Genomic DNA, 21,425 nt, shown 5'->3' on the forward strand with positions numbered 1-21,425 from the left:
AGCTCTGTTTTTTAAAATAAGAAATCATGGCATTAAGTTCGAAAACACAAAAAACATTAAAGAGAGATTTAAGTATTAGTTTATTAATTTATACTTTGCCGGTTTTGGCGATTTATCTTTATTTTAAATTAAATAATGGAATTGTAAGTGAATCACATCTTACGTTACCATCCTTTTTAGAATTTGCAAAACCTGTTTTTGCCAACTTACAAACTTGGGGACTGCCAGTTTTTATGATAGTTATTGGAATTATCGAATTTGCAGCAGGTTTATATGATGATGAATGGACAGGGGAAGAACGCAAAATTGATATTGTTTCTTTTTTAGCTCCAAAATTAATTTTTCCGCCTGTTATTGCTTTTTTTAGCTTAACACTTTTACCGGTTTTGTTTCCAAATTTTGCAAACACACTTTCATGGGTTCCGTTTTGGGGAGGCTTTTTTTTGATTGCCGTTGCCGATGATTTAACGCAGTATTGGTACCACCGTCTGCATCATCAGGTGCCTTTTTTATGGCGTTTTCATAGAACTCATCATTCAGCTCCATACATGGGAATAGCCATGCTGAATAGACAAAACTTTATTTACACTGTTTTTTTCTCTCAAATTTACTTAACAGCCACTTTAGTTTATTTAGGATTAGGACTGCCCGCTTTGTTTGTTGGAGTTTTAAAAAGTATAATAATTATTGGGGCTCATTCGAGCATAGCTTGGGACAAACCTTTTTATAAGTACAAAGTACTGCATCCAATTGCTTGGGTTTTGGAACGTTTAATATCTACTCCAGCTACACATCATGCGCATCATGCCGATACGAGCGGTGACGGAATCGGAAATTTCAAAGGCAACTTTGGGAATATGTTTTTCATTTGGGATATAATTTTCGGAACAGGTTTAATTACTCGCAAATTTCCAAAATCATACGGAATCAGATCTTATAAGCAGGAAGAGTGGTATGCACAGTTTCTTTGGCCGATATTCAAATCTAAAAAAGAAGGAAGCGCTTTGGCTGAAGGCGTTCTGTCTATACCAGTTTCTCAAAAAAAGGAAACTGTACTTGTAGATTCAAATGTATATGAACAAGTTCAATCTTAAAAATCATGAAGAAAATTAAAATATTAAAAAATAGTATCAAAACGACGGCTGTTTTGGTTTTTGGCGTAAGCCAAATATCGATAGCTCAAAGCGACCCTAGACAATCATTTAAAGGAAAACTAGGAAAAACTGAAAAAGAAACTCAAACTTGGAAACCAGAAAGTATAAAAGCTCCCGCTAATGCGCCGAATGTAGTTTGGATTTTATTGGATGATGTAGGTTTTGGCGCATCAAGTGCTTTTGGAGGACTCATTGAAACACCGACATTTGATGCTTTAGCGAGTAATGGACTGAAATATACCAATTTCCATACAACAGGAATTTGCGCTCCTACTAGAGCCGCTTTGCTTACGGGCAGAAATTCTCATGCTGTAAGTATGGGATCGTTTACCGAAAATGCAATTGAAACTCCGGGATACAACGGCCGCATTCCTCTTGAAGCAGGAACAGTAGCTGAAATATTCAAAGAAAATGGGTACAATACCTTTGCTCTAGGCAAATGGCATTTGACTCCTGTTGAAGATGCTACAGCCAAAGGACCATTTAACCGTTGGCCAACCGGAAGAGGTTTTGAGCGTTTCTACGGATTTTTGGGAGGCGAAACTGATCAGTGGCATCCGCAGTTATGGAATGGTGTCGAAAAAATTGACATTGAACCAAACAGCAAACACCTGACAGAATTATTAGCTGACAAAGCTATTAATTATATTGCTAATCAAAAGTCATTATCACCTGAAAAGCCTTTCTTTTTATACTTAGCGCCAGGCGCAACTCATGGTCCCCACCAGGTTGCGAAAGAATGGTCTGATAAATACAAAGGAAAATTTGATAAAGGATGGGATTGGTACAGAGAAGAAGTCTTTGCCCGTCAGCAAAAATTAGGATTACTGCCTGCAGGAACAAAATTAGCAAAACGGAATGATGATATTGTTGCCTGGAATACTTTAACACCGCAGCAAAAAAAGGTGTATGCACGATTTTTTGAAGTTTATGCAGGATTTTTGTCCCACACAGATCACGAAATCGGACGCGTTGTTGATTATCTGAAACAGATTAACCAGCTGGATAATACCATAATTGTAGTTGTAATTGGCGACAACGGAGCCAGTAAAGAAGGAACTTATAACGGAACAAGTTTAGGATTAAGCGCTATTTTTAATGCTTCTGAAAATTTAGAAGAAATCGAAAAAAATATCGATAAAATTGGTACCGAATATTCTTCGCCAAATTATCCGCTTGGATGGGCGCTTGCAGCAAATGCTCCTTTTCACCATTGGAAAAGTGATGCGCAGACAGAAGGAGGAACTCACAATCCACTTATTATTTCGTATCCTAACGGAATTAAAGAAAAAGGAGGAATACGCACACAGTATGGACACGTAATTGATCTTTTGCCAACGACAGTAGAATTGACAGGAGTTAAAATTCCGGAACAGATCAACGGTTACAAACAAGATGAAATTCAAGGGGTAAGTCTGGCAAATTCTGTCAATGATGCCAAAGCGGTTTCAAAACATACGCAGCAGTATTATGAAATATTTGGTAACCGGTCTATTTATAAAGACGGCTGGAAAGCTGCTGCAAGTCACAGTGAAAACAAAACAGCCGATAAAGACTTCGCTGCTGACAAATGGGAATTGTATAATTTGAATGAAGATTGGACAGAGACAAATAATCTGGCAGCAAAAAATCCAGAAAAGCTAGCCGAATTAAAAGCTTTGTTTGAAAGTGACGCTTTGAAATACAACGTGTATCCGCTTAAGGACAGCCGTTCGCAGAGTGCTTTTAGATTTGTTTCAGGTGCCCTAGGCAAAAACAGTTATGTATTATATCCAGGAGCAGGCCAGCTGTATGCACCGGGTTCGCCGTCATTAAATTTTAATTCATATTCAGTAACCGCTGTAACCGAAGCAGCTGCAAATGGAGCAGAAGGTGTTTTACTGGCTAGCGGCGGCCGATTTGGCGGCGTTAGTTTGTATGTGAAAAGCAACAAACTGCATTTGTCTTATACAGATGGAATCAAAAGAATACATCTTACTTCTGATAAAAACATTCCGACAGGTAAAAATGAGCTGAAGTTTAGTTATACAGCTGGTTCGGCTGCATCACCAGACGGGCAGTTTCAATTATTTATTAATGGTGAAAAAACAGCTGAAACTGCTGTTAAAAAATCAGGTCCGCTCTTGTTTGTTACTTATGATGAAGGATTGGATGTCGGAAAAGATTCGAATACGCCGGTTGATGACGAGCAGTACAAAGTGCCGTTTGATTTTACAGGGAAATTGCAAAAAGTAATAATACAAGGGATATAATCTTTAATAAAATATGAAAAATAAAATAATCAAAAACAGTATCACAGCAATTGTATTTTTAATCACAATTGCTGGCTTAGCTCAAAATAAAAGCTCAAATACAGTCTCATTAGACGTTTATTATGCCAAAATTCAAAGTGAGAAGAATCCGCAGATAATAGATGCCCGAGGTCCTGAGGAATTTGCTTTAAACCATATTAACGGAGCAGTAAATTTCAATTTGGAATCCAAAGATTATGCCCAGCGTATTGCCGCTTTGGATAAGTCAAGACCAGTATTTACCTATTCTATCGGAGCGGGAAGAAGCGTGTGGCTTGCAGACGATTTATTAAAAAAAGGTTTTAAAGAAGCTTATAGTCTGGAAGGTGGAATTGCAAATTGGATTGGTAACGGGAAGCCATTTTATGCCAATTCAAAAAGTAAATTGACTGTAGCAGAATACAATAAAATTATAGCCGATAACAAAACAGTTTTAGTAGATATTGGGTCACGTTATTGTGCTGGCTGTAAAATAGTAAAACCTGTTTTGGAAACGATTAGAGCTGAATATGGGACAAACTTAAAAATAGTCGAAATTGATTTAGAAGACAATCCGCAGGTTATCGCCGATTTGAAAACAGTAAAGGTCTTTCCAACTTTGATTTTGTACCAAAACGGTAAAATCGTTTTCAAAAAAGACGGTGCAGCCGATTTGAAAAAAGATGTTGATGTTGCTTTGGCTCATTAAAAAAAATCAAAAAGATGGCACGATTTAAAGTAAATAAAAAAATAGTTTTTTCAATTCTTGGGGTAATTTCAGTTGCTGCCGTGTTTTTATTTTATCCAATAAATACAGATGGAACCTTGATTCTGCCCGATAAAAAACTAGCCGAAGGCAAAAAGCAATTTTTGGATTCAAAAGATTCTTCTGTTCAAAAGAAACCCAATATCATTATTTTATTGGCCGATGATTTAGGGAAATATGATATTTCGCTCTACGGTGGAAAATCCACACCAACTCCTCAAATAGATGCTTTGGCAGCTTCGGGAGTTACTTTTACTAATGGATATGTTTCGGCTCCAATTTGTTCGCCTTCAAGAGCGGGATTGCTTACTGGACGTTATCAGGAACGATTTGGTCATGAATTCCAGCCGGGCGACCGTTATCCAAAAAACAACTTGGAATATTATGGTTTCAAATATTTAATCAATACCAATAATTGGAATTTAAATCCAAAAATTGAATATCCCAATGAAGCTTCAATAGCAACTCAGGGACTGCCCCAATCTGAGATTACTTTTGCAGATTTAGCCAAAAAAGAGGGGTACAGCACTGGTATTATTGGAAAATGGCATTTGGGACATAACAAAGGTTTCTTTCCATTGGACAGAGGTTTCGATTATCATTATGGATTTTATCAGGCGTTTTCACTTTTTGCTCCCGAAGATGATAATCCGGATATTATCAATCATCATCATAAAGATTTTACCGATAAAATGATTTGGGGAAATGGCCGTGTTGGAATTGGACAGATTCGCCGCGGTAATACAATTATAGACGAGAAGGCCTATTTAACCGAGAAGTTTGCTGAGGAAGCAGAAACTTTTATCGATAAGAATAAAACGAAACCATTCCTGCTTTATGTTCCTTTTAATGCGCCGCATACTCCTTTTCAGGTTCGCAAAAAGTACTATGACCGCTTTCCTAATGAAAAAGACGAAAACAAACGGGTGTATTTTGCTATGATTAGTGCACTGGATGATGCCGTCGGGCGAATTAGAGAGAAGGTAAAAAAGGAAGGTCTAGAAGAAAATACACTTATCTTCTTTGCAAGTGATAACGGAGGTGCCGATTATACTTTTGCCACTACAAACGCACCGTTAAAAGGCGGTAAGTTTTCGCATTTTGAAGGCGGAATCAATGTACCGTTTGCTTTGTCATGGAAAGGAAAGATTAAGCCAAATACAGTTTATAAAACGCCGGTTATTTCGCTGGATATTTTTAGCACGATTGCGGCGGCGATACATTCAAAATTGCCATCAGACAGGGTATATGATGGTGTAGATTTAGTCAGTACTGTCAATAATAATAAAACAGCACATCAAAATCTGTATTGGCGTTCCGGAGATGCGAAAGCTATTCGAAGCGGCGACTGGAAATTAATCATCAGTGGAAAAACGCATGAGCAATGGCTTTATAATTTGGTTAATGACAAATCTGAATCAACTGATTTAGCTTCAAAAAATCCGGAAAAAGTCAAGGAATTACAAATCGCTTTGCAAAATTGGGAGAAAGATTTGGTGAAGCCTTTATGGCCGAATTTGACCTATTATGAGTTTGATTTTGGGGCGCAAAAATATTTTGTGGATTTGTAATTTTAATTTTCTTACAAAAAAAAATAATTTAAAATTTGGAAGTCTGTATATTTAATATATCTTTGTTCTATGGAATAAGTAGAATTTAAATTCTGCTTAAACATGATAAAAATTATGGCAATTCAATACATCTCTTTAGAGAAAAGGCAAGGTTTGTTGGCATTTGGTATTCCTTGCCTTATGTATTGTTATTGTTGCTGATTTTTAATTATTAATTTTTTTTATAGAATAAATTCCAGATTATTTTGAGTTTACATATCATGAATAAGTATATATATAGTTTAATTGCTGCAGTTGGTTTTACAGGTTTTTTATCAGTTTATAGTCAGGAAAATAAAACATTAGCCGCTGTTACAGAAACTAGCTGCCAAGCTATGTGCAAGGCAAATACATCCAAAAAAGCATTGTTGCTGCAATCACTTAATTCAGTTTCTAAGGGAAATAAGACCAGCTCTGTATCTGAAATGGTATGGATTGCCGGAGGCGAATTTAATATGGGAACTAATGATTATCCAGATGCAAAACCTATTCATAAAGTAACAGTAAAAGGCTATTGGATTGATGAGCATGAAGTAACAAATGCGCAGTTTGCCGCTTTCGTGAAGGAAACTAACTATGTAACCATTGCTGAAAGACCATTAGATCCAAAGGATTACCCAGGCGTTCCGCTGGAAAATTTAGTGCCGGGTTCCGCAGTATTTGTACCACCAACGGGAAAAGTAGCTTTGGATAATATACAGCAGTGGTGGCAGTATGTTCCGGGAGCCAGCTGGAAGCATCCTACTGGACCGAAAAGCAGTATCATTGGTTTAGAAAATAGTCCTGTAGTGCAGGTTAGTTATCTGGATGCTAAAGCATATGCCGACTGGGCAGGGAAAAGACTTCCAACGGAAGCCGAATGGGAATTTGCAGCCAGAGCAGGAAGACCTTCTACTAAGTATTATTGGGGAACGGAACTCAAACCAAACGGGAAGTGGCCAGCAAATATTTTTCAGGGATCTTTTCCGGATAATAATACTGCCGAAGACGGTTTTGCAGGAGCAGCTCCCGTAAAATCGTTTCCAAAAAATCCATATGGAATTTATGATCTGGAGGGAAATGTATGGGAATGGTGTAACGATTTATACCGAGATGATTATTATAAAAGCAGTGCAGATAATAACCCTACCGGACCTTCGACGAGTCATGATCCTGAAGAGCCAGGAGTTGAAAAGCGCGTTCAAAGAGGAGGTTCTTATTTGTGCAGCGATCAATACTGTATCCGATATGTGGCGGGAAGCCGCGGAAAAGGAGAAACGACAAGTGCCTGCAATCACTTAGGATTTCGCTGTGTGACGGATAAATAATAAAATGTGTTTAAAGAAATAAAAATGAAGAGAATTATACTGCTGCACTTTCTAATAGCATTTACTGTTGTGGGTCAGGCACAAAATAAAAATGCTAGTAATTCATCAAAACCAAATGTGATTTTGATTTTGGTTGATGACATGGGATATTCTGATTTAGGAAATTATGGATCGGAAATCAGCACGCCGAATTTGGACAGACTGGCGAAGGAAGGACTACGATTGAGAGAGTTTTATAATAACTCCATCTGCGCGCCAACTAGAGCTTCACTGCTTACAGGGCAGTACCAGCACAAAGCGGGTGTGGGTTATTTTGATGTGAATTTAGGTCTGCCGGCTTATCAGGGTTATTTAAATAAAGAGTCATTGACTTTAGGAGAAGTTTTTAGAAGCGGTGGTTACAGCACTTTGTTATCTGGAAAATGGCACGTAGGTTCCGAAGACCAATCGCAATGGCCGAACCAAAGAGGATTTGATAAGTTTTACGGAATCCTAAAAGGCGCTTCCAATTATTTTGACACTAATCCTCTTCCATTCGGAAAAGGATATCCGGTTACTCTTTTGAAAAATAATGAAAAACTGAATCCAAAACAGGATTCTTATTATTTTACAGATGAGATAGGAAAAAATGCCGTTGAATTTTTGGAAGAACAAAACAAAGAAAACAAACCTTTTTTCTTGTATCTCGCTTTTACAGCACCGCATTGGCCATTGCAGGCAAAACCGGAAGATATTGCTAAATACAAAGGGAAATTTGATAAAGGCTGGGATGTACTGCGAGAAAACCGAATCCAGAAATTAAAGGAAAACGGAATTATTCTGCCTAATCAAACCATAGCAAAAAGAGATGAAGAAGTGCCGGAATGGGACAAACTAACCTATGACGAAAAGCAGTTCTGGAAAGTCAAAATGGAAGTATATGCTGCTATGGTAGACAATATGGATCAAAATGTAGGCAGGGTTTTGAAGAAACTGAAAGACCTTAAGAAGGATCAAAATACCATTATTGTATTTATTTCTGATAACGGAGCGCAGGGCGGTTTCAATACGTATAATCCGCTCAAAAGAGGTTTGGTGAAAAACGACGGACCAATAGGTACTTCGGGTTCATTTGATTATCAGGAGCAGAATTGGGCATCATTATCAAATACGCCTTACCTTCAATATAAAAATGATTTGCACGAAGGTGGATTTAGTTCTCCTTTTATAGCTTGGTATCCTTCTAAAATAAAAGGCGGGAGAATTGACAAAGGAACAGGGCACATCATTGATCTGGCACCTACTTTCTATGAAGTGGCTGGAATTGAATATCCAAAAGAATACAACGGAGTAAAAACAAATCCATTGGCTGGAAAAAGTCTTTTGCCAGTACTGTTCGATAACAATTCTGAAGTCAATAGAGGAGAACCTATTTTTTGGGAAAGAGCAGGAAACAGAGCAGTACGAGATGGAAAATGGAAAATTGTTTCTATTTATCCTAAATATAAGTGGGAACTGTATGATCTGGAAAGGGACAGAGGCGAAACTCAGAATATTGCAGATGCTAACCCAGATGTTGTTAACAGGCTTTCTAGTGCTTATGCTATTTGGGCAGATAAAACAGGAGTTGTGGAGTTTAGTAAAATTAGTCCGGGAAATGAAAATATTCCAGGAGCAGCTGCAAGTAGAAATTAATTTTTTTTTAAAATGTCACAGCAAACAAAACAATTTACTATACACGAAGATTGGGCAGTAGTAGTCTTAGGCTTCTTGATAATTGGAATCTCGCTTTTTATTTATCTGCCGTCAGTTCCTGTTTTCAAATGGTCGAATACCACCAGTTTACAAAATGATGTGTTCAGCATTAAAAACATAAAGGAGCTTTTCCTGCAATTTCTTTATTTTTTTGGTATCGGAATTATTGGTGTTTTTTTGGTTGGAAAATCGGTTAAGAAATTTTTATTAGGCTTTCCTATAGTTTTTGCGTTAACAGTTTTGGCATTGATTATAGCGGGGAATACTGTAATCAAAGGGCTCAATTTGGAGGCTGTTATTTTCAGCTTGATTATAGGATTGTCTATAGGGAATCTTTTTAAACTCCCAGAGTGGTTTCGTACTGCGCTGTCAACTGAAATTTTTGTAAAAATCGGGTTGGTTTTACTAGGAACAAGTGTCATATTTTCAGATATACTAAAGGCAGGTTCTTTGGGGCTGATCCAGGCTCTTGTAGTTGTTTTATCCGTTTGGTATTTTGCTTTTTGGGTGTGTAAGAAGTTAAAAGTAGACGAAGAATTAGCTTTAATGATTTCCAGTGCCGTTTCCATCTGCGGTGTTTCGGCAGCAATTGCAACATCTGGAGCAATAAAAGGAGATTCAAAAAAATTGTCATACGTTATTTCGATGGTATTAGTAACAGCCATTCCAATGATGATTTTTATGCCAATTATTGCCAAGCACTTCAATTTTGCAGAAGAAGTTACCGGAGCATGGCTCGGTGGCAGTATAGATACTTCGGGAGCTGTTGTGGCTTCGGGGACATTGGTCGGAGAAACAGCTTTAAAGATTAGTACAATCGTGAAATTCTCGCAGAATGTATTATTGGGATTAGCCGCTTTTGCAATATCTGTTTATTGGACATATGCCCAGAATAAATCATCGGATGCTGTTGTAGCCAAACCAACTTTAGGAGTTATCTGGGAGCGTTTTCCAAAGTTTGTGATTGGTTTTATTGGAGCTTCTTTAGTTTTTTCTTTTCTGATTCCAGCCGAAACAAGAGATACAGTAAAAGATAGTCTGAAGAACCTTCAGGGACTTTGGTTTGCTTTGGCTTTTACGAGCATTGGATTGGAAACCAATTTTAAAGATTTGTTTAATAATAACAGTAAAAAACCATTGTACGCTTTTTTGACAGCCCAGCTGTTCAATATTGTAATCACGCTTTTGATTGCCTTTTTATTGTTTGGCAAATAGATCATGATTTCAAGAATAATTAATTAAATGATGTTTAAAATATAAAAGCAGCCAATATGAATTCTTTTTATCAGGAAATAGCCAAACAGCATCAGGATTTATTGATTCTGCCAAAGAAGAAATTAATCCATCATTTTATAGATGAATTGTTTTCTGTTTTGTTTTCAAATACATCAAAATCTTTTGGGGATGTGACTATTATTCAGGATAAATTCAAAGAATTAGAATTGCTGTTTAATGAGTTGGTGTTGGATTTTACACCTAAAAATGACAAAAGCCAGCAGCAGACTAAATTTTTTTTCGATGCATTGCCAAGTTTGTATAAACAGACTCTAAACGATGCTAAAACTATTTTAGCAAAAGATCCGGCGGCAAAATCTCTAGAGGAAGTTTTGTATACCTATCCGGGCTTTTTTGCTATAGCAATTTACCGTTTTTCGCATCAGATATGGCAGCAGGATTTGAAACTTCTTGCACGAACTATTTCGGAATATGCGCATAGCAAAACCAGTATCGAAATTCATCCCGGTGCTGTAATAGGAAATGATTTTGCCATCGATCACGGAACAGGAATTGTAATTGGCGAAACAGTAATCATTGGAAATAATGTGCAGATATATCAGGGAGTTACGCTGGGTGCCTTGAGTGTAAAAAAAGGAGAAGCCTCTGTAAAAAGACACCCAACGATTGAAGATAATGTAATTATTTATGCCAATAGTACAATCCTTGGCGGACAGACTACTGTAGGAAGGGATTCTATTATAGGAGGAAATGTCTGGCTGACGTATACGATTCCTTCAAACTCGGTGGTGTATCACAAAAACGAAATAAAGATTAAGGATAACAATCCTTTTCCAGAACCTATTTTTTATTCGATTTGAAATAATGAGTAATGAAGAAGATTTTGCCACAGATTTAAAAGATTCTCACAGATTAATAATACTGGTAAATACTTTAAAATATCAGTGAAAATCAGCGAAATCAGCGTGCTAAAATTTTTCTCGCAGATTAAGCAGATTTTAAAGGATTCTACAGATTGCGTAATACTGATGAGCATTTTTAGGAAAAAATCTGTGAAAATCTTTTAAATCCGTGGCCCCAAAAAAAAAGATAGCCTTCGTGAGAGAAATTAATTAAATGAAAACTACATTATGAAATATCAAAGTATTTTAGAAACCATAGGGAATACGCCCCATGTAAGACTGAATAAATTATTTAAAACGCATCAGGTTTGGGCAAAATTAGAGAGAGCAAATCCGGGTTCAAGTATCAAAGACCGAATTGCGCTTGCAATGATTGAAGATGCCGAGAAGAAGGGATTGTTAAATCCAGATTCGGTAATTATAGAACCAACTTCTGGAAATACTGGAATTGGACTGGCTTTGGTAGCTGCGGTGAAAGGCTACAAAGTGATTTTGGTAATGCCGGAATCGATGAGTATTGAAAGAAGAAAAATAATGAATGCTTATGGTGCCGAATTTGTCCTGACTCCAAGAGAAAAAGGAACTGCAGGTGCTGTAGAAAAAGCACATGAATTAGCGGCTTCAACTCCAAATTCATTTGTGCCGTTACAATTTAATAATCCTGCAAATGTTGAAGTTCATGAAAGAACAACGGCTCAGGAAATTTTAAATGATTTCCCTGAGGGAATTGATTATCTAATAACCGGCGTAGGAACGGGAGGACATATTACCGGAGTTTCAAAAATTTTAAAACAGCATTTTCCAAAATTAAAAACTATTGCAGTAGAACCTTCTTTGTCTCCAGTTTTGAGTGGCGGACTGCCAGCTCCGCACCCGATTCAAGGGATTGGCGCGGGATTTGTTCCAGCTGTTTTTAATAGAGAATATATAGACGAAATTATTACAGTTGAAAAATCAGATGCTTTTGCTTTTTCAAAAAAACTGACCAAAGAAGAAGGAATTTTTGCGGGTATTTCTACAGGAGCAGCATTGGCAGCTGTTGCTAATAAGTTGAGTGCAATACCAAAAGATGCCGTAATCCTGACTTTTAATTATGACACAGGAGAACGATATTTATCGATAGACGAGTTATTTGATACCGCTTTATAATCGTTTATCGGCTTATTTTAAAGATTAAAAGAAGAATTAACAGTGTTGCTAATTGATTGAAATACATTAAATTAGAGTGTTGATTTTTGTAAAAAAAGAATTTCAAGTATTACATAATAACCTAAAACCAAGAAAAAATGGCAGAATTAAAAAAACAGCAGACTGCGTTAGGAGACGTAGCAGCAAGACAATTAGCAATCGCTACACGTTCGGTACCGACAATGGCAACAAGCCCAAGATGGCTTACACATCTTTTGCATTGGGTTCCTGTAGAATCTGGAGTATACCGTTTGAATAAAGTAAAAGATGCTAACCACATCGAAGTTGATTGTTCCGCGAGAGACGAGAGAACTTTGCCTAATACCTTTGTGGATTATATTGATAATCCTCGTGAGTATAATTTGGCTGCAGTTCAGACTATTGTTGATGTACATACCCGTGTTTCTGATTTGTACAGCAAACCGTATAATCAAATTTCTGAACAATTGCGTTTGGCTATTGAAACTATTAAAGAGCGTCAGGAAAGCGAATTAATCAACAACAAAGAATATGGTTTATTGAATAGTGTTGCGCCTTCGCAGATTATAAAAACAAGAACAGGAGCACCAACACCGGATGATTTAGATGAATTATTGACAAAAGTATGGAAAGAGCCAGGTTTTTTCCTTTTGCACCCGTTAGCAATTGCTGCGTTTGGACGTGAGTGTACGCGCCGCGGTGTACCACCTCCAACAGCTTCTTTGTTTGGATCTCAATTTTTGACTTGGAGAGGAGTACCGCTTATTCCTTCGGATAAATTACCAATTAAAGACGGTAAATCTAAAATCATTTTATTGCGTACAGGAGAAAGCCGTCAGGGTGTAATTGGTCTTATTCAGCCAGGTTTACAAGGAGAACAGTCTCCAGGATTATCTGTACGTTTCATGGGAATTAACGAAAAAGCCATTGCTTCTTATTTAGTATCACTGTATTGTTCATTGGCAGTAACTGTGGATGATGCTATCGCGGTATTAGAAGACGTAGAAATAGGTAAGTACCATGAGTATAAATACTAATACAGCAGGACTGCCGAATATTGATGACTTGGAAAAGTTAGCCAATGAGCTGTTCAGTGCATTGCCCAATGAATTTCCAAAAGAAATCTCGCTAAGCCCAAATGCAAGTGAACATCCTCGTGCCACCAAAATTGCCGAAACGCTTTTATCAGCTGGCAATTTAGGAGGTGTAGATGCAGTTTTTCCGGTAAGTAATCACGATACTTTGGCGGGGCAGTCTGGTTTTGCACCATTGGCGACGCCGGCAGTTTCAGCCAGTCCGATAGGGTCAGTGCAGACACCGCCTTCATTTGGCGGGTTTGGCGGATCGCCTTCGGTGACGCAGTACGGAAAGGCACCTGCTTTTGGAGGATATAATAATGCTTTTTCAGATCCTAGTATCGAAAATATTTCGCAGTTGGGTGATTTGAATGTTGATATCAGCGAAGGTTTTGCTTCAGCACCTGCTGCAGGGAGCGGGGTTTCGCCATCGGGAGTTCAAACGGGAAATAATGTCAATCTTGATAATCCTCAGACGGGTTTCAATGATGTGAATCTTGGAAAAAATGATACTAATTCATCGGCTTTGAATCAGAATTATCTGCCGTTCGAATTGGAGCATTCTTCTTTTGAAGCTGAATTAAAAACAGCTTTAGAAGCACTTAATTCCAGTTTTGGAATTCCTTCTTTGGTAACGACTCCAGGTATTATTGACACACCGGGTTCTTATTATTTTTTAAATCAGAATCCTTTTGGTTTTGATTCTAAAAAAGCAGATGTAACTCCTGTAAGCCACAATGAATTTGAAGGTTTTGGAGGGGCAAATTTTGATCCGCATATCATTAAGAAAGATTTTCCAATTTTGAAAGAAACTGTAAACGGCAAGCCATTGATTTGGTTTGATAATGCAGCAACCACTCAAAAACCGCAATCAGTAATTGACAGAGTCAGCTATTTTTATGAGCATGAGAATTCGAATATTCACCGCGCGGCACACGAATTAGCAGCCAGAGCTTCGGATGCGTATGAAGCGGCCCGCGAAAAAGTGAAAGTATTCCTGAATGCGCGTTCTGTAAACGAAATAGTTTTTGTCCGCGGTGCAACCGAAGGAATCAATCTGGTAGCTCAAAGCTGGGGAAATCATAATCTAGTGGCAGGCGATGAAATTGTTGTCAGTAATTTAGAACATCATGCGAATATTGTTCCCTGGAAACGTCTTGCCGATAAAAAAGGCTTGAAACTAAGAGTGATTCCTGTGGACGATGACGGACAGATTCTGTTAGACGAATATGCTAAACTGCTGAATTCTAAAACAAAACTGGTTGCTTTTACTCAGGTTTCAAATGCTTTAGGAACAGTTACTCCAGCAAAACAAATGGTTGAGATGGCTCATGCGGCTGGAGCCAAAGTACTTTTGGACGGCGCACAGTCTGTTTCACATATGAAAGTAGATGTAAGCTATCTAAATGCAGATTGGCTGGTTTTTTCTGGACATAAAATATTTGGTCCTACAGGAATTGGTGTTGTCTATGGCAAGGAAGATTTACTGAACGAGATGGAACCGTATCAGTCTGGCGGAAATATGATTCAGGATGTGACTTTTGAGGAGATAAAATACCACAAAGCACCGAATCGTTTTGAAGCTGGTACAGGAAATATTGCAGATGCCATCGGTCTTGGCGCAGCACTTGATTATGTTTCGAAAATCGGAATAGAAGTTATTGGGCAGTATGAGCATTTTTTATTGGACTATGCAACCAATCTGCTGAAACAGATTCCAGGCGTTCGATTGATTGGAACTGCTGCCAATAAAGCGAGTGTTCTTTCTTTTAATCTGCAGGGTTTTACTAATGAAGAGGTTGGTCAGGCGTTAAACAAAGAAGGAATTGCCGTAAGAACAGGACATCACTGCGCACAGCCTATTTTGAGAAGAATGGGTGTAGAAACTGCTGTCCGTCCGTCATTAGCATTTTATAATACAACTCAGGATGTGGATGTTTTTATAGAAACACTCTGGAAGTTAAAAAATAAAAAAGTATAAAAAGTTAAATACAAAAATGCCTGTTTATTTTCTTTTGATGAAACTAAGGCTAGTAAAAAATATTTTTTGTGATTAAAATATCCAAAACAGGAAGTGAAAATTTCCTGTCTAAAGTTTAAACTTGGTTAGTTTATTTTACTTGATTTTTTTTTTTGTAGGTGCAACAATTCATTTTTGAATCGTTGCACTTTTTTTGTAAGATATTTTTTAATTGTAATTTTATTTGTGTTAATTAATCGATTTTTTTTGTTTGTTAGCGAAGTTTTTAATTATTTTGGACTAACCAACTTTAAATAAAGCAAATGAGTAATAAAATTACACTACTAATTTTTACTGTATTTTTTTCGTTTTCTGTTTCTGCTGTTTCTAAAGCTGAAAAGGAAGTTCTGATAAAATTGAACCAAGCTACCAACGGCGGTAAGTGGATTAACAAATGGGATCTTTCTGCGCCAATGGAAAAATGGTATGGAGTAAAAGTGGTTGATGACAAGGTAGTTTCCATAAATTTGAAAAATAACAACCTGACAGGCCGCATACCTGTTGAAATTACTACTTTGCTGAATTTGCAGGAACTCAATTTAAGTACCAATTTATTGAATGGAGAAATTCCGCTCAATATAGGCAACATGAAAGCGCTGGAATTATTAGATCTTTCGTTTAATAAGCTTACAGGTTTTATTCCGGTTTCGATTTGTACACTTCCTAATTTACAGGCGCTTATTCTTGATCGTAATATTTTATCTGGTGCACTGCCTCCGCAAATTGGTAAACTGTCTGCACTTGAAAATTTTTCCTTATATGAAAACTCTTTTCAAGGTGAACTGCCTATTTCTTTTTATGAGTTAAAATCGTTAAAATTTCTTTCATTGTACAGCAATAGATTTACTGGAAAGTTAAGTCCTGCCATTGGAAACCTTATATTATTAGAAAACTTAAATCTTTTTGATAATGATTTTAAAGGGCAGGTGCCTAAGGAATTGGATAAATTGATCCATTTAAAAAAAATGAATATTTCTTATAATTTGTTTACGGGCATGGTTTCTAATAGATTATCACTATTAGACAAGCTGAATATGACCATGAGAAACGAGATAGGAAATGTAGTTTCTTTACCGGTTATTAAAGGTTAAATTTTAATAACTGCGAGTAGAGAAAAAGAAGATTGTTTGTTTTATACATTAGTTAGAATACCCTGTAAAAATCATACGTTACAGGGTTTTTCGTTTTATAGAATTTCATACTTTTCTGCAGCTATTAGTTAAAATAATTAAAGCAGAAATGTTTCCATTCAGGTCTGTTTATTATTCTGCAAAAATGGAATTCGAGGATTGATGATGAAACTCAGCTGTCGGCAATTTATTCTTATAATGCAATCCGAAAAATGGTCTGATTAGGATCCATCTTCTAATTAAAAACTCATAAATCACCCAAGAGATTGCAAATGTCCCAATGGACATTATTGAGAATTTATAAAAAGAATTCCATGGTAAATTCATTAAAAAATAACCCAAAATTACTGTTATTGTTTGATGTAAGATGTAGAACGGATATACAGCTTCATTGCAGTAGCTTAATGTTTTGCTTGGCTTGTTGAGGTATTTTGAGGCATGACCAAACAGTGTGAGAATCCACGACCAAAATGAAAAGACCTTGATTAAAGCTTCTGTAAAATGCCTTACATATCCGTCTTCAAAAGCAGTGATGATAAATAGCAGCGCTGTAAAGCCAGCAATACCGCATTTTAAATAGATCGTTCTATTTTCTTGTACCGTTTTCCAAAAGGTTTCTTTCACGGAGATTAATAAAAATCCGATAAAGAATAAAAAGATACTGCTCGTGATAACAAACCAATCACCGACCAAAGCGTGAGTCTCTTGGTAAAACGGTTCTATAAAAGCTTCAGCTAAATACAGCGGTGTTATAAACCAGTATAATTTCCATCTGTTTTGGCATATTTTTGCAGTGGTTTTAATAATGATATTATTGGGATTGTTTCTTAAAAATATAAAAACAGGAATCAGTACCAATGAAAAAAGCAGTAAATAGGGAATAAACCATAAATGATGCCAGCTTAAATTCCCCGTGGGATAGGTTCCTATAAAGGCTTGTGCAGGCCAAAAGTTGAAATAACTAACACTAATGAGTCCTTTGGACAGTTTTTCGAGATACACCTGTGGCGGTACAATTACTAACATTCCAAAAACTAGGGGAAGCAGTAATTTTTTGGTTCTTTCAAAAGCAAATTGAATGGCAGTTCTTTTCGAAAGAGCATAAGATGTTCCCATGCCTGAAATTACAAAAAGGATAGGTAACCGCCATTGGTTTAAAAATAACATGGGATATTTAATCCATTCATAGGTGATGTTGTTTTTGATGTGCCATCCCCAGTCTGGAGCCACAAAAAACATTCCTACATGATAAAAAATGAGTAATCCAAATACTATTACTCGAAGCCAGTCTAAATCATATCTACGCATAGTTCTAAAGTTTTTTGCAAATGTGTGAGCAAAAAAAGAACACTGCAAATACTTGTTCTGAATCGCAAGATTATGTGACGAAAGGCACTGTTTTGGGACAACTGTCACTTATTTGGGATAACTAACAAGCTGTTTTATCGCTTTGAAGTTGCCAAATCGAATGATTGAATGAAGTTTCTTGATACTGGAACCGTCTCGGGGCAGTCTTTTAATTGTACTTTATATCCCTGCGCATTTCCCGAAACATTTTCTATATAATTGAGATTTAATAGAACTGACCGATGAGTTTTAATTATAAATGGAAAGCTACTAAGCTGCATTTCCAAATTTTTGATTGGGATTCTTTTAATAAGTCTGTTTACTTTTTCTTCTTTATGCAGGAATATTTCGGCATAGTTTCCTTCAGCTTTTGCATAAATAAAACTATGGCTTTCAAAAATAAATTTTTCTGATTTTACTTCCGTTTCAATAGTTATCAGCGTATTATGTAATGGCTCTTCAGTATTGGTTATCGAAGATGAAATCTGTTCTGCTTTTTGTCTGTTTTTAAGCTGCTGGCGATTTAAATTAATCGAAATGATTATGGGGCAAATGAAAATACCTGCGATAAATGAATTAGATATTTCTTCTCCAAAATACCTCCAGGACCAATTCATAGGATTATTATAGATCAAGTCCCGAATTAAAAATTGAGTTATTCCCGTAAAAAGCACTAAAAAGAAAACCAAAATGAATTCATTTTTAATTTTCCAGTCATCAGTGGCTTTTGGGAAAAATCTGCAGATTAATGCGGTACACAAAAGAATGAATATTGGTGATGCTGAATGAATAAAGCAAATCCAAAAGTAAGGCATTTTTTGCTCCATCGGGTTCACCTCAAAAGGCTGGAGCATATAGTTGAAAAAAAGAGAGATCAAAAAAATGATACCTACAATCTGAAGGAGTTTTTTGCCTTCATAATAAAACGGATACGGCTGATTCAAAAAGTCTTGCAGTGATCGCTGTTGATTCATTTTTTATTTATCTTGAAAGTATGATGTTAACTTTTTTCCGTTCTGCAGAATCGTTAATTTATTTCTAAAGCAAATATATGTATAATCGTACTGACTACAGCTCTTAATTGTTTTTCAAGACCTAATTTATCTCCTGTATATTTTATGAAAAATTTAGCCCTCAATATCGGTTTCGAATAATTTTATTAAGTAGCTTTGTGATGAATTGATGATTTAATGGTTGTTATTATATCAATTTCATATTTTTAAAAGCTTAAATAAAGAATTCAGCAGAAAAATAATTTTAACTTAAAGTTTAATTAACCGCATTTTAATACATAATAGTTATGGTAGTACAATATCAAGGAGAGCAAAATGGTGTTCCAACAACTTTTACGATAAGAATCATTGGAAATAATCTGTCCAAAAGCAGTTCTAATTACCAGATCGATTTATTGGCAGGAGATAAGCCATTGCCAATTTTTACAAGTTTAATCCATCAGAGTCTGTCTAATTGTTTGAAAGAGATTTATTTATTTAGGAAACATAATAACATAAAATTTAATGCTTCCTCAGAAAAAATAGCTGCAAAATTAGTTCCTTATGATTTAGTATTATACAATTATAATAAGTATGCCTTGTTTATGGCTTAAATTATTTCTTTGAAGTAAACAAAAAAGACTATTCAAACGAATAGTCTTTTTTTGTAATTACACTTTTTTGACAAAGTTTAATTTTACTTTTTATTTGTGGCTAAATTTTTAGTGTCCTGCAAAAGATCTTCCTGATGGTTTTTTATATTTTTATAAAGATCCTCGAACTTTCCTTTTATTTCGCCAGCAAAGTCATTTCCTTTATCAGCGATTTTTTTTCTTGTTTTTTTGCCCTCTTCTGGAGCAAATAAAACTCCTAGTATAGCTCCTGCAGCAACGCCGCCCAAAATCCCTAATATTAATTTACCTGCGCTCATAATTTATATTATTTTATAATTAAACGTTTCTTCCTTGAATAAGTCTCAATAAAACAGCAACAACTGCTATGACAAGAAGAATATGAATGATTGATCCTGCACTATAGGCAAAAAATCCAATTGCCCAAAAAATGACTAAAATAACTGCTACGGTATAAAGTAAATTGCTCATGTTTTCTATTTTTTAAGATTAATTTTTATTATCAACTGTTAGGTCTTTAAATGCATTTCCTATTTCGTCCATATCGTGGTTAAATTCACGCTTAAAAGATTGCCAATCGGAGTGTGCATCATTTTTATATGTTTTTATCTTAACTTTTAGCTCCTCATTTTTTTCCTGTAAAGCATCAACTTTCTTTTGATATTCTGCACTGGCTTTTTTGCCTGATTTTTTTATGTTTTGCTGTAGAACTTCAATTTTGGCATCATTTTTTTCAATGATAGTGTCCACGTTTTTCTTGAAGCTTTCCCATTCTTCAGCGTTCGCTTCTTCTTTGGCTACAGCAAGATCTTCTTTAGCCTGCTGCACATTTTCTTTTGCTTCTTCGACATTTTCCTGTGCGGCTTCTTCTTCTTTTGTAGAAGGTTTACAGCTTACAAATAGTGCTGTACTAAATGCTGAAATCAGCAGAATAGATATTATTTTTTTCATTTTTCACTAATTTAATTGTTTAAATACTTCTTGTTTTTATCCAAATTGCTGGTGCTCTTTTACCGAACAGCCTTGAATTTTATGGTAATATTCCTGATCTACTTGATTGATTACTTCGTTATATCCTAGTGTTTCTTCACGATATTTTACAGTGCTGTGCTGCACTGTAATTTCTTTCGGGTTTTCAATTATAGAATTATTTTCCATAGCTGTAATTAGTCGGTTTGCCATATTTAGAGTTTTAGAAGTTACTGGAGTACATTACAAAGATGAACCGATTTAAGAAATAAAGCCTTACATAACTTTTTAGATAAATTATATTATTTCCATATTCTATTACTAAATTTTTAAAATTTATTTTTTATTGATGGAGTCGGCTTTCTTTTCTGCCTCTTCTTTCTTTTTCAATTCCTGTTTTTTTAACTCTTCTTTCTTTTTCGCAGCCTGCTTTTCTTTTTTGTTGAAATAGCCTTTCAGTAAAAAATTATGTTTTGCCGCTTCCATATTTTCGCTCAATCCTTTTGTTCCTGATTGAAGATTTGACATAGTAGCATCCAGTTTTTTTGCAAAATCTTTGTCATTCATTAATTTAGATAAAGTACCTTTTCCGTTATTCATGTTGTAGGTAAATTGCGCCAGCTGGCCGGTAATAATTTCGGCATTATCCACACTGGATTTAACGCTTTTCATTAAATCGTCCATTTCTATTGGACTTGTCGACTGGATAAAAGCATTGTCTTTAATGATTTTATTGGATGAACTTCCGGGTGAAATAGCAAGTATTTTATCTCCCACTAAACCATCAGAACCTATACTGGCTCTTGCATCTGTTTTAATATATTTTTGTACATTTTTCTGTATTGTCAAAACAACGACAACGCTGGAATCATTAACCAATTCAATTTCGCTGACCGTTCCAACATTTATTCCAGAAAAACGCACATTGTTGCCAATTTTTAAACCGCTGACTGTTTTAAATTTTGATTTTAATTGAAAGTTGTCGCCAAATAAGTTCTGCTGTTTTCCAACAAAATAAATAATCAGGATAAATAGTATCAATCCTATGGTTACAAACATTCCTAATTTCCAATTTGATTCGGCTTCTTTATTCATGACGTAAGTTTTTAATAT

At 35.9% G+C, this 21,425-nt stretch carries 20 protein-coding genes; 13 read left to right on the forward strand and 7 right to left on the reverse strand.

The genetic code is table 11. The features are described 5' to 3' along the window. Nucleotides 1-26 precede the first annotated feature (26 nt). From C8P67_RS07305 to C8P67_RS07360, 12 genes are all read left to right on the forward strand, one after another. Complete coding sequence (locus C8P67_RS07305; protein WP_115811842.1) at nt 27-1,094, forward strand: sterol desaturase family protein; 1,068 nt, start codon at nt 27-29, stop codon at nt 1,092-1,094. A 5-nt stretch (nt 1,095-1,099) separates the two neighbouring features. Continuing rightward, entirely contained in the window at nt 1,100-3,406 is a 2,307-nt protein-coding gene (locus C8P67_RS07310) for an arylsulfatase (protein WP_115811844.1), read from the forward strand. A gap of 13 nt (nt 3,407-3,419) precedes the next feature. Next, nucleotides 3,420-4,133: a thioredoxin domain-containing protein gene (locus tag C8P67_RS07315; protein ID WP_115811846.1), complete on the forward strand. Its 714-nt coding sequence runs from the start codon at nt 3,420-3,422 to the stop codon at nt 4,131-4,133. A gap of 14 nt (nt 4,134-4,147) precedes the next feature. Next, nucleotides 4,148-5,761, forward strand: a complete 1,614-nt coding sequence (locus C8P67_RS07320; protein ID WP_115811848.1) for a sulfatase-like hydrolase/transferase — start codon at nt 4,148-4,150, stop codon at nt 5,759-5,761. Nucleotides 5,762-6,021: 260 nt separating this feature from the next. After that, entirely contained in the window at nt 6,022-7,107 is a 1,086-nt protein-coding gene (locus C8P67_RS07325) for a formylglycine-generating enzyme family protein (RefSeq protein ID WP_115811850.1), read from the forward strand. A 24-nt stretch (nt 7,108-7,131) separates the two neighbouring features. Then, nucleotides 7,132-8,781: an arylsulfatase gene (locus tag C8P67_RS07330; RefSeq protein ID WP_115811852.1), complete on the forward strand. Its 1,650-nt coding sequence runs from the start codon at nt 7,132-7,134 to the stop codon at nt 8,779-8,781. A 12-nt stretch (nt 8,782-8,793) separates the two neighbouring features. Next, nucleotides 8,794-10,056, forward strand: a complete 1,263-nt coding sequence (locus C8P67_RS07335; RefSeq protein ID WP_115811854.1) for a YeiH family protein — start codon at nt 8,794-8,796, stop codon at nt 10,054-10,056. Between the two features lie 56 nt (nt 10,057-10,112). Further along, nucleotides 10,113-10,937 (forward strand): serine O-acetyltransferase, encoded by an 825-nt coding sequence (locus tag C8P67_RS07340; RefSeq protein ID WP_115811863.1) that lies wholly within the window; start codon nt 10,113-10,115, stop codon nt 10,935-10,937. Nucleotides 10,938-11,207: 270 nt separating this feature from the next. Next, complete coding sequence (gene cysK, locus C8P67_RS07345) at nt 11,208-12,128, forward strand: cysteine synthase A (RefSeq protein WP_115811865.1); 921 nt, start codon at nt 11,208-11,210, stop codon at nt 12,126-12,128. A 137-nt stretch (nt 12,129-12,265) separates the two neighbouring features. Continuing rightward, nucleotides 12,266-13,183: a family 2A encapsulin nanocompartment shell protein gene (locus C8P67_RS07350; protein WP_115811867.1), complete on the forward strand. Its 918-nt coding sequence runs from the start codon at nt 12,266-12,268 to the stop codon at nt 13,181-13,183. Then, a complete protein-coding gene (locus C8P67_RS07355; protein ID WP_115811869.1) occupies nt 13,167-15,203 on the forward strand; it encodes a family 2A encapsulin nanocompartment cargo protein cysteine desulfurase in 2,037 nt (678 codons plus the stop codon). The genes C8P67_RS07350 and C8P67_RS07355 overlap by 17 nt, the downstream gene beginning before the upstream one ends. A 302-nt stretch (nt 15,204-15,505) precedes the next feature. After that, on the forward strand, nt 15,506-16,333 hold the full coding sequence (locus C8P67_RS07360; RefSeq protein ID WP_115811871.1) for a leucine-rich repeat domain-containing protein: 828 nt from the start codon (nt 15,506-15,508) through the stop codon (nt 16,331-16,333). Between the two features lie 171 nt (nt 16,334-16,504). On the opposite strand, the gene C8P67_RS07365 is transcribed toward C8P67_RS07360, so the two are convergent. Continuing rightward, nucleotides 16,505-17,680 carry an acyltransferase family protein gene (locus C8P67_RS07365; protein WP_115811873.1) on the reverse strand — a complete coding sequence of 392 codons (1,176 nt, stop codon included), beginning with the start codon at nt 17,678-17,680 and terminating at the stop codon, nt 16,505-16,507. Nucleotides 17,681-17,814: 134 nt separating this feature from the next. Further along, nucleotides 17,815-18,693 (reverse strand): LytTR family DNA-binding domain-containing protein, encoded by an 879-nt coding sequence (locus C8P67_RS07370; RefSeq protein WP_115811875.1) that lies wholly within the window; start codon nt 18,691-18,693, stop codon nt 17,815-17,817. Nucleotides 18,694-19,019: 326 nt separating this feature from the next. On the opposite strand from C8P67_RS07370, the gene C8P67_RS07375 reads away from it, so the two are divergent. After that, nucleotides 19,020-19,325, forward strand: a complete 306-nt coding sequence (locus C8P67_RS07375) for a hypothetical protein (protein WP_115811877.1) — start codon at nt 19,020-19,022, stop codon at nt 19,323-19,325. Nucleotides 19,326-19,408: 83 nt separating this feature from the next. Here C8P67_RS07375 and C8P67_RS07380 read toward each other — a convergent pair whose 3' ends face one another. From C8P67_RS07380 to C8P67_RS07400, 5 genes are all read right to left on the reverse strand, one after another. After that, nucleotides 19,409-19,642, reverse strand: coding sequence for a YtxH domain-containing protein (locus C8P67_RS07380; RefSeq protein WP_115811879.1), 234 nt, complete (start codon nt 19,640-19,642; stop codon nt 19,409-19,411). Nucleotides 19,643-19,661: 19 nt separating this feature from the next. Then, nucleotides 19,662-19,814 carry a lmo0937 family membrane protein gene (locus tag C8P67_RS07385; protein ID WP_115811881.1) on the reverse strand — a complete coding sequence of 51 codons (153 nt, stop codon included), beginning with the start codon at nt 19,812-19,814 and terminating at the stop codon, nt 19,662-19,664. 18 nt (nt 19,815-19,832) lie between these two features. Then, nucleotides 19,833-20,294, reverse strand: coding sequence for a sll1863 family stress response protein (locus tag C8P67_RS07390; RefSeq protein WP_115811883.1), 462 nt, complete (start codon nt 20,292-20,294; stop codon nt 19,833-19,835). A gap of 36 nt (nt 20,295-20,330) precedes the next feature. Next, nucleotides 20,331-20,525 (reverse strand): hypothetical protein, encoded by a 195-nt coding sequence (locus C8P67_RS07395; protein WP_115811885.1) that lies wholly within the window; start codon nt 20,523-20,525, stop codon nt 20,331-20,333. A 123-nt stretch (nt 20,526-20,648) separates the two neighbouring features. Next, the gene (locus C8P67_RS07400; RefSeq protein WP_115811887.1) at nt 20,649-21,407 is read right to left on the reverse strand and encodes an MlaD family protein; all 759 of its coding nucleotides are present in this window, start codon (nt 21,405-21,407) and stop codon (nt 20,649-20,651) included. Between the last annotated feature and the right edge of the window lie 18 nt (nt 21,408-21,425).

The sequence above is a fragment of the Flavobacterium aquicola genome (genome assembly GCF_003385115.1).
GTDB classification, from domain to species: domain Bacteria; phylum Bacteroidota; class Bacteroidia; order Flavobacteriales; family Flavobacteriaceae; genus Flavobacterium; species Flavobacterium aquicola.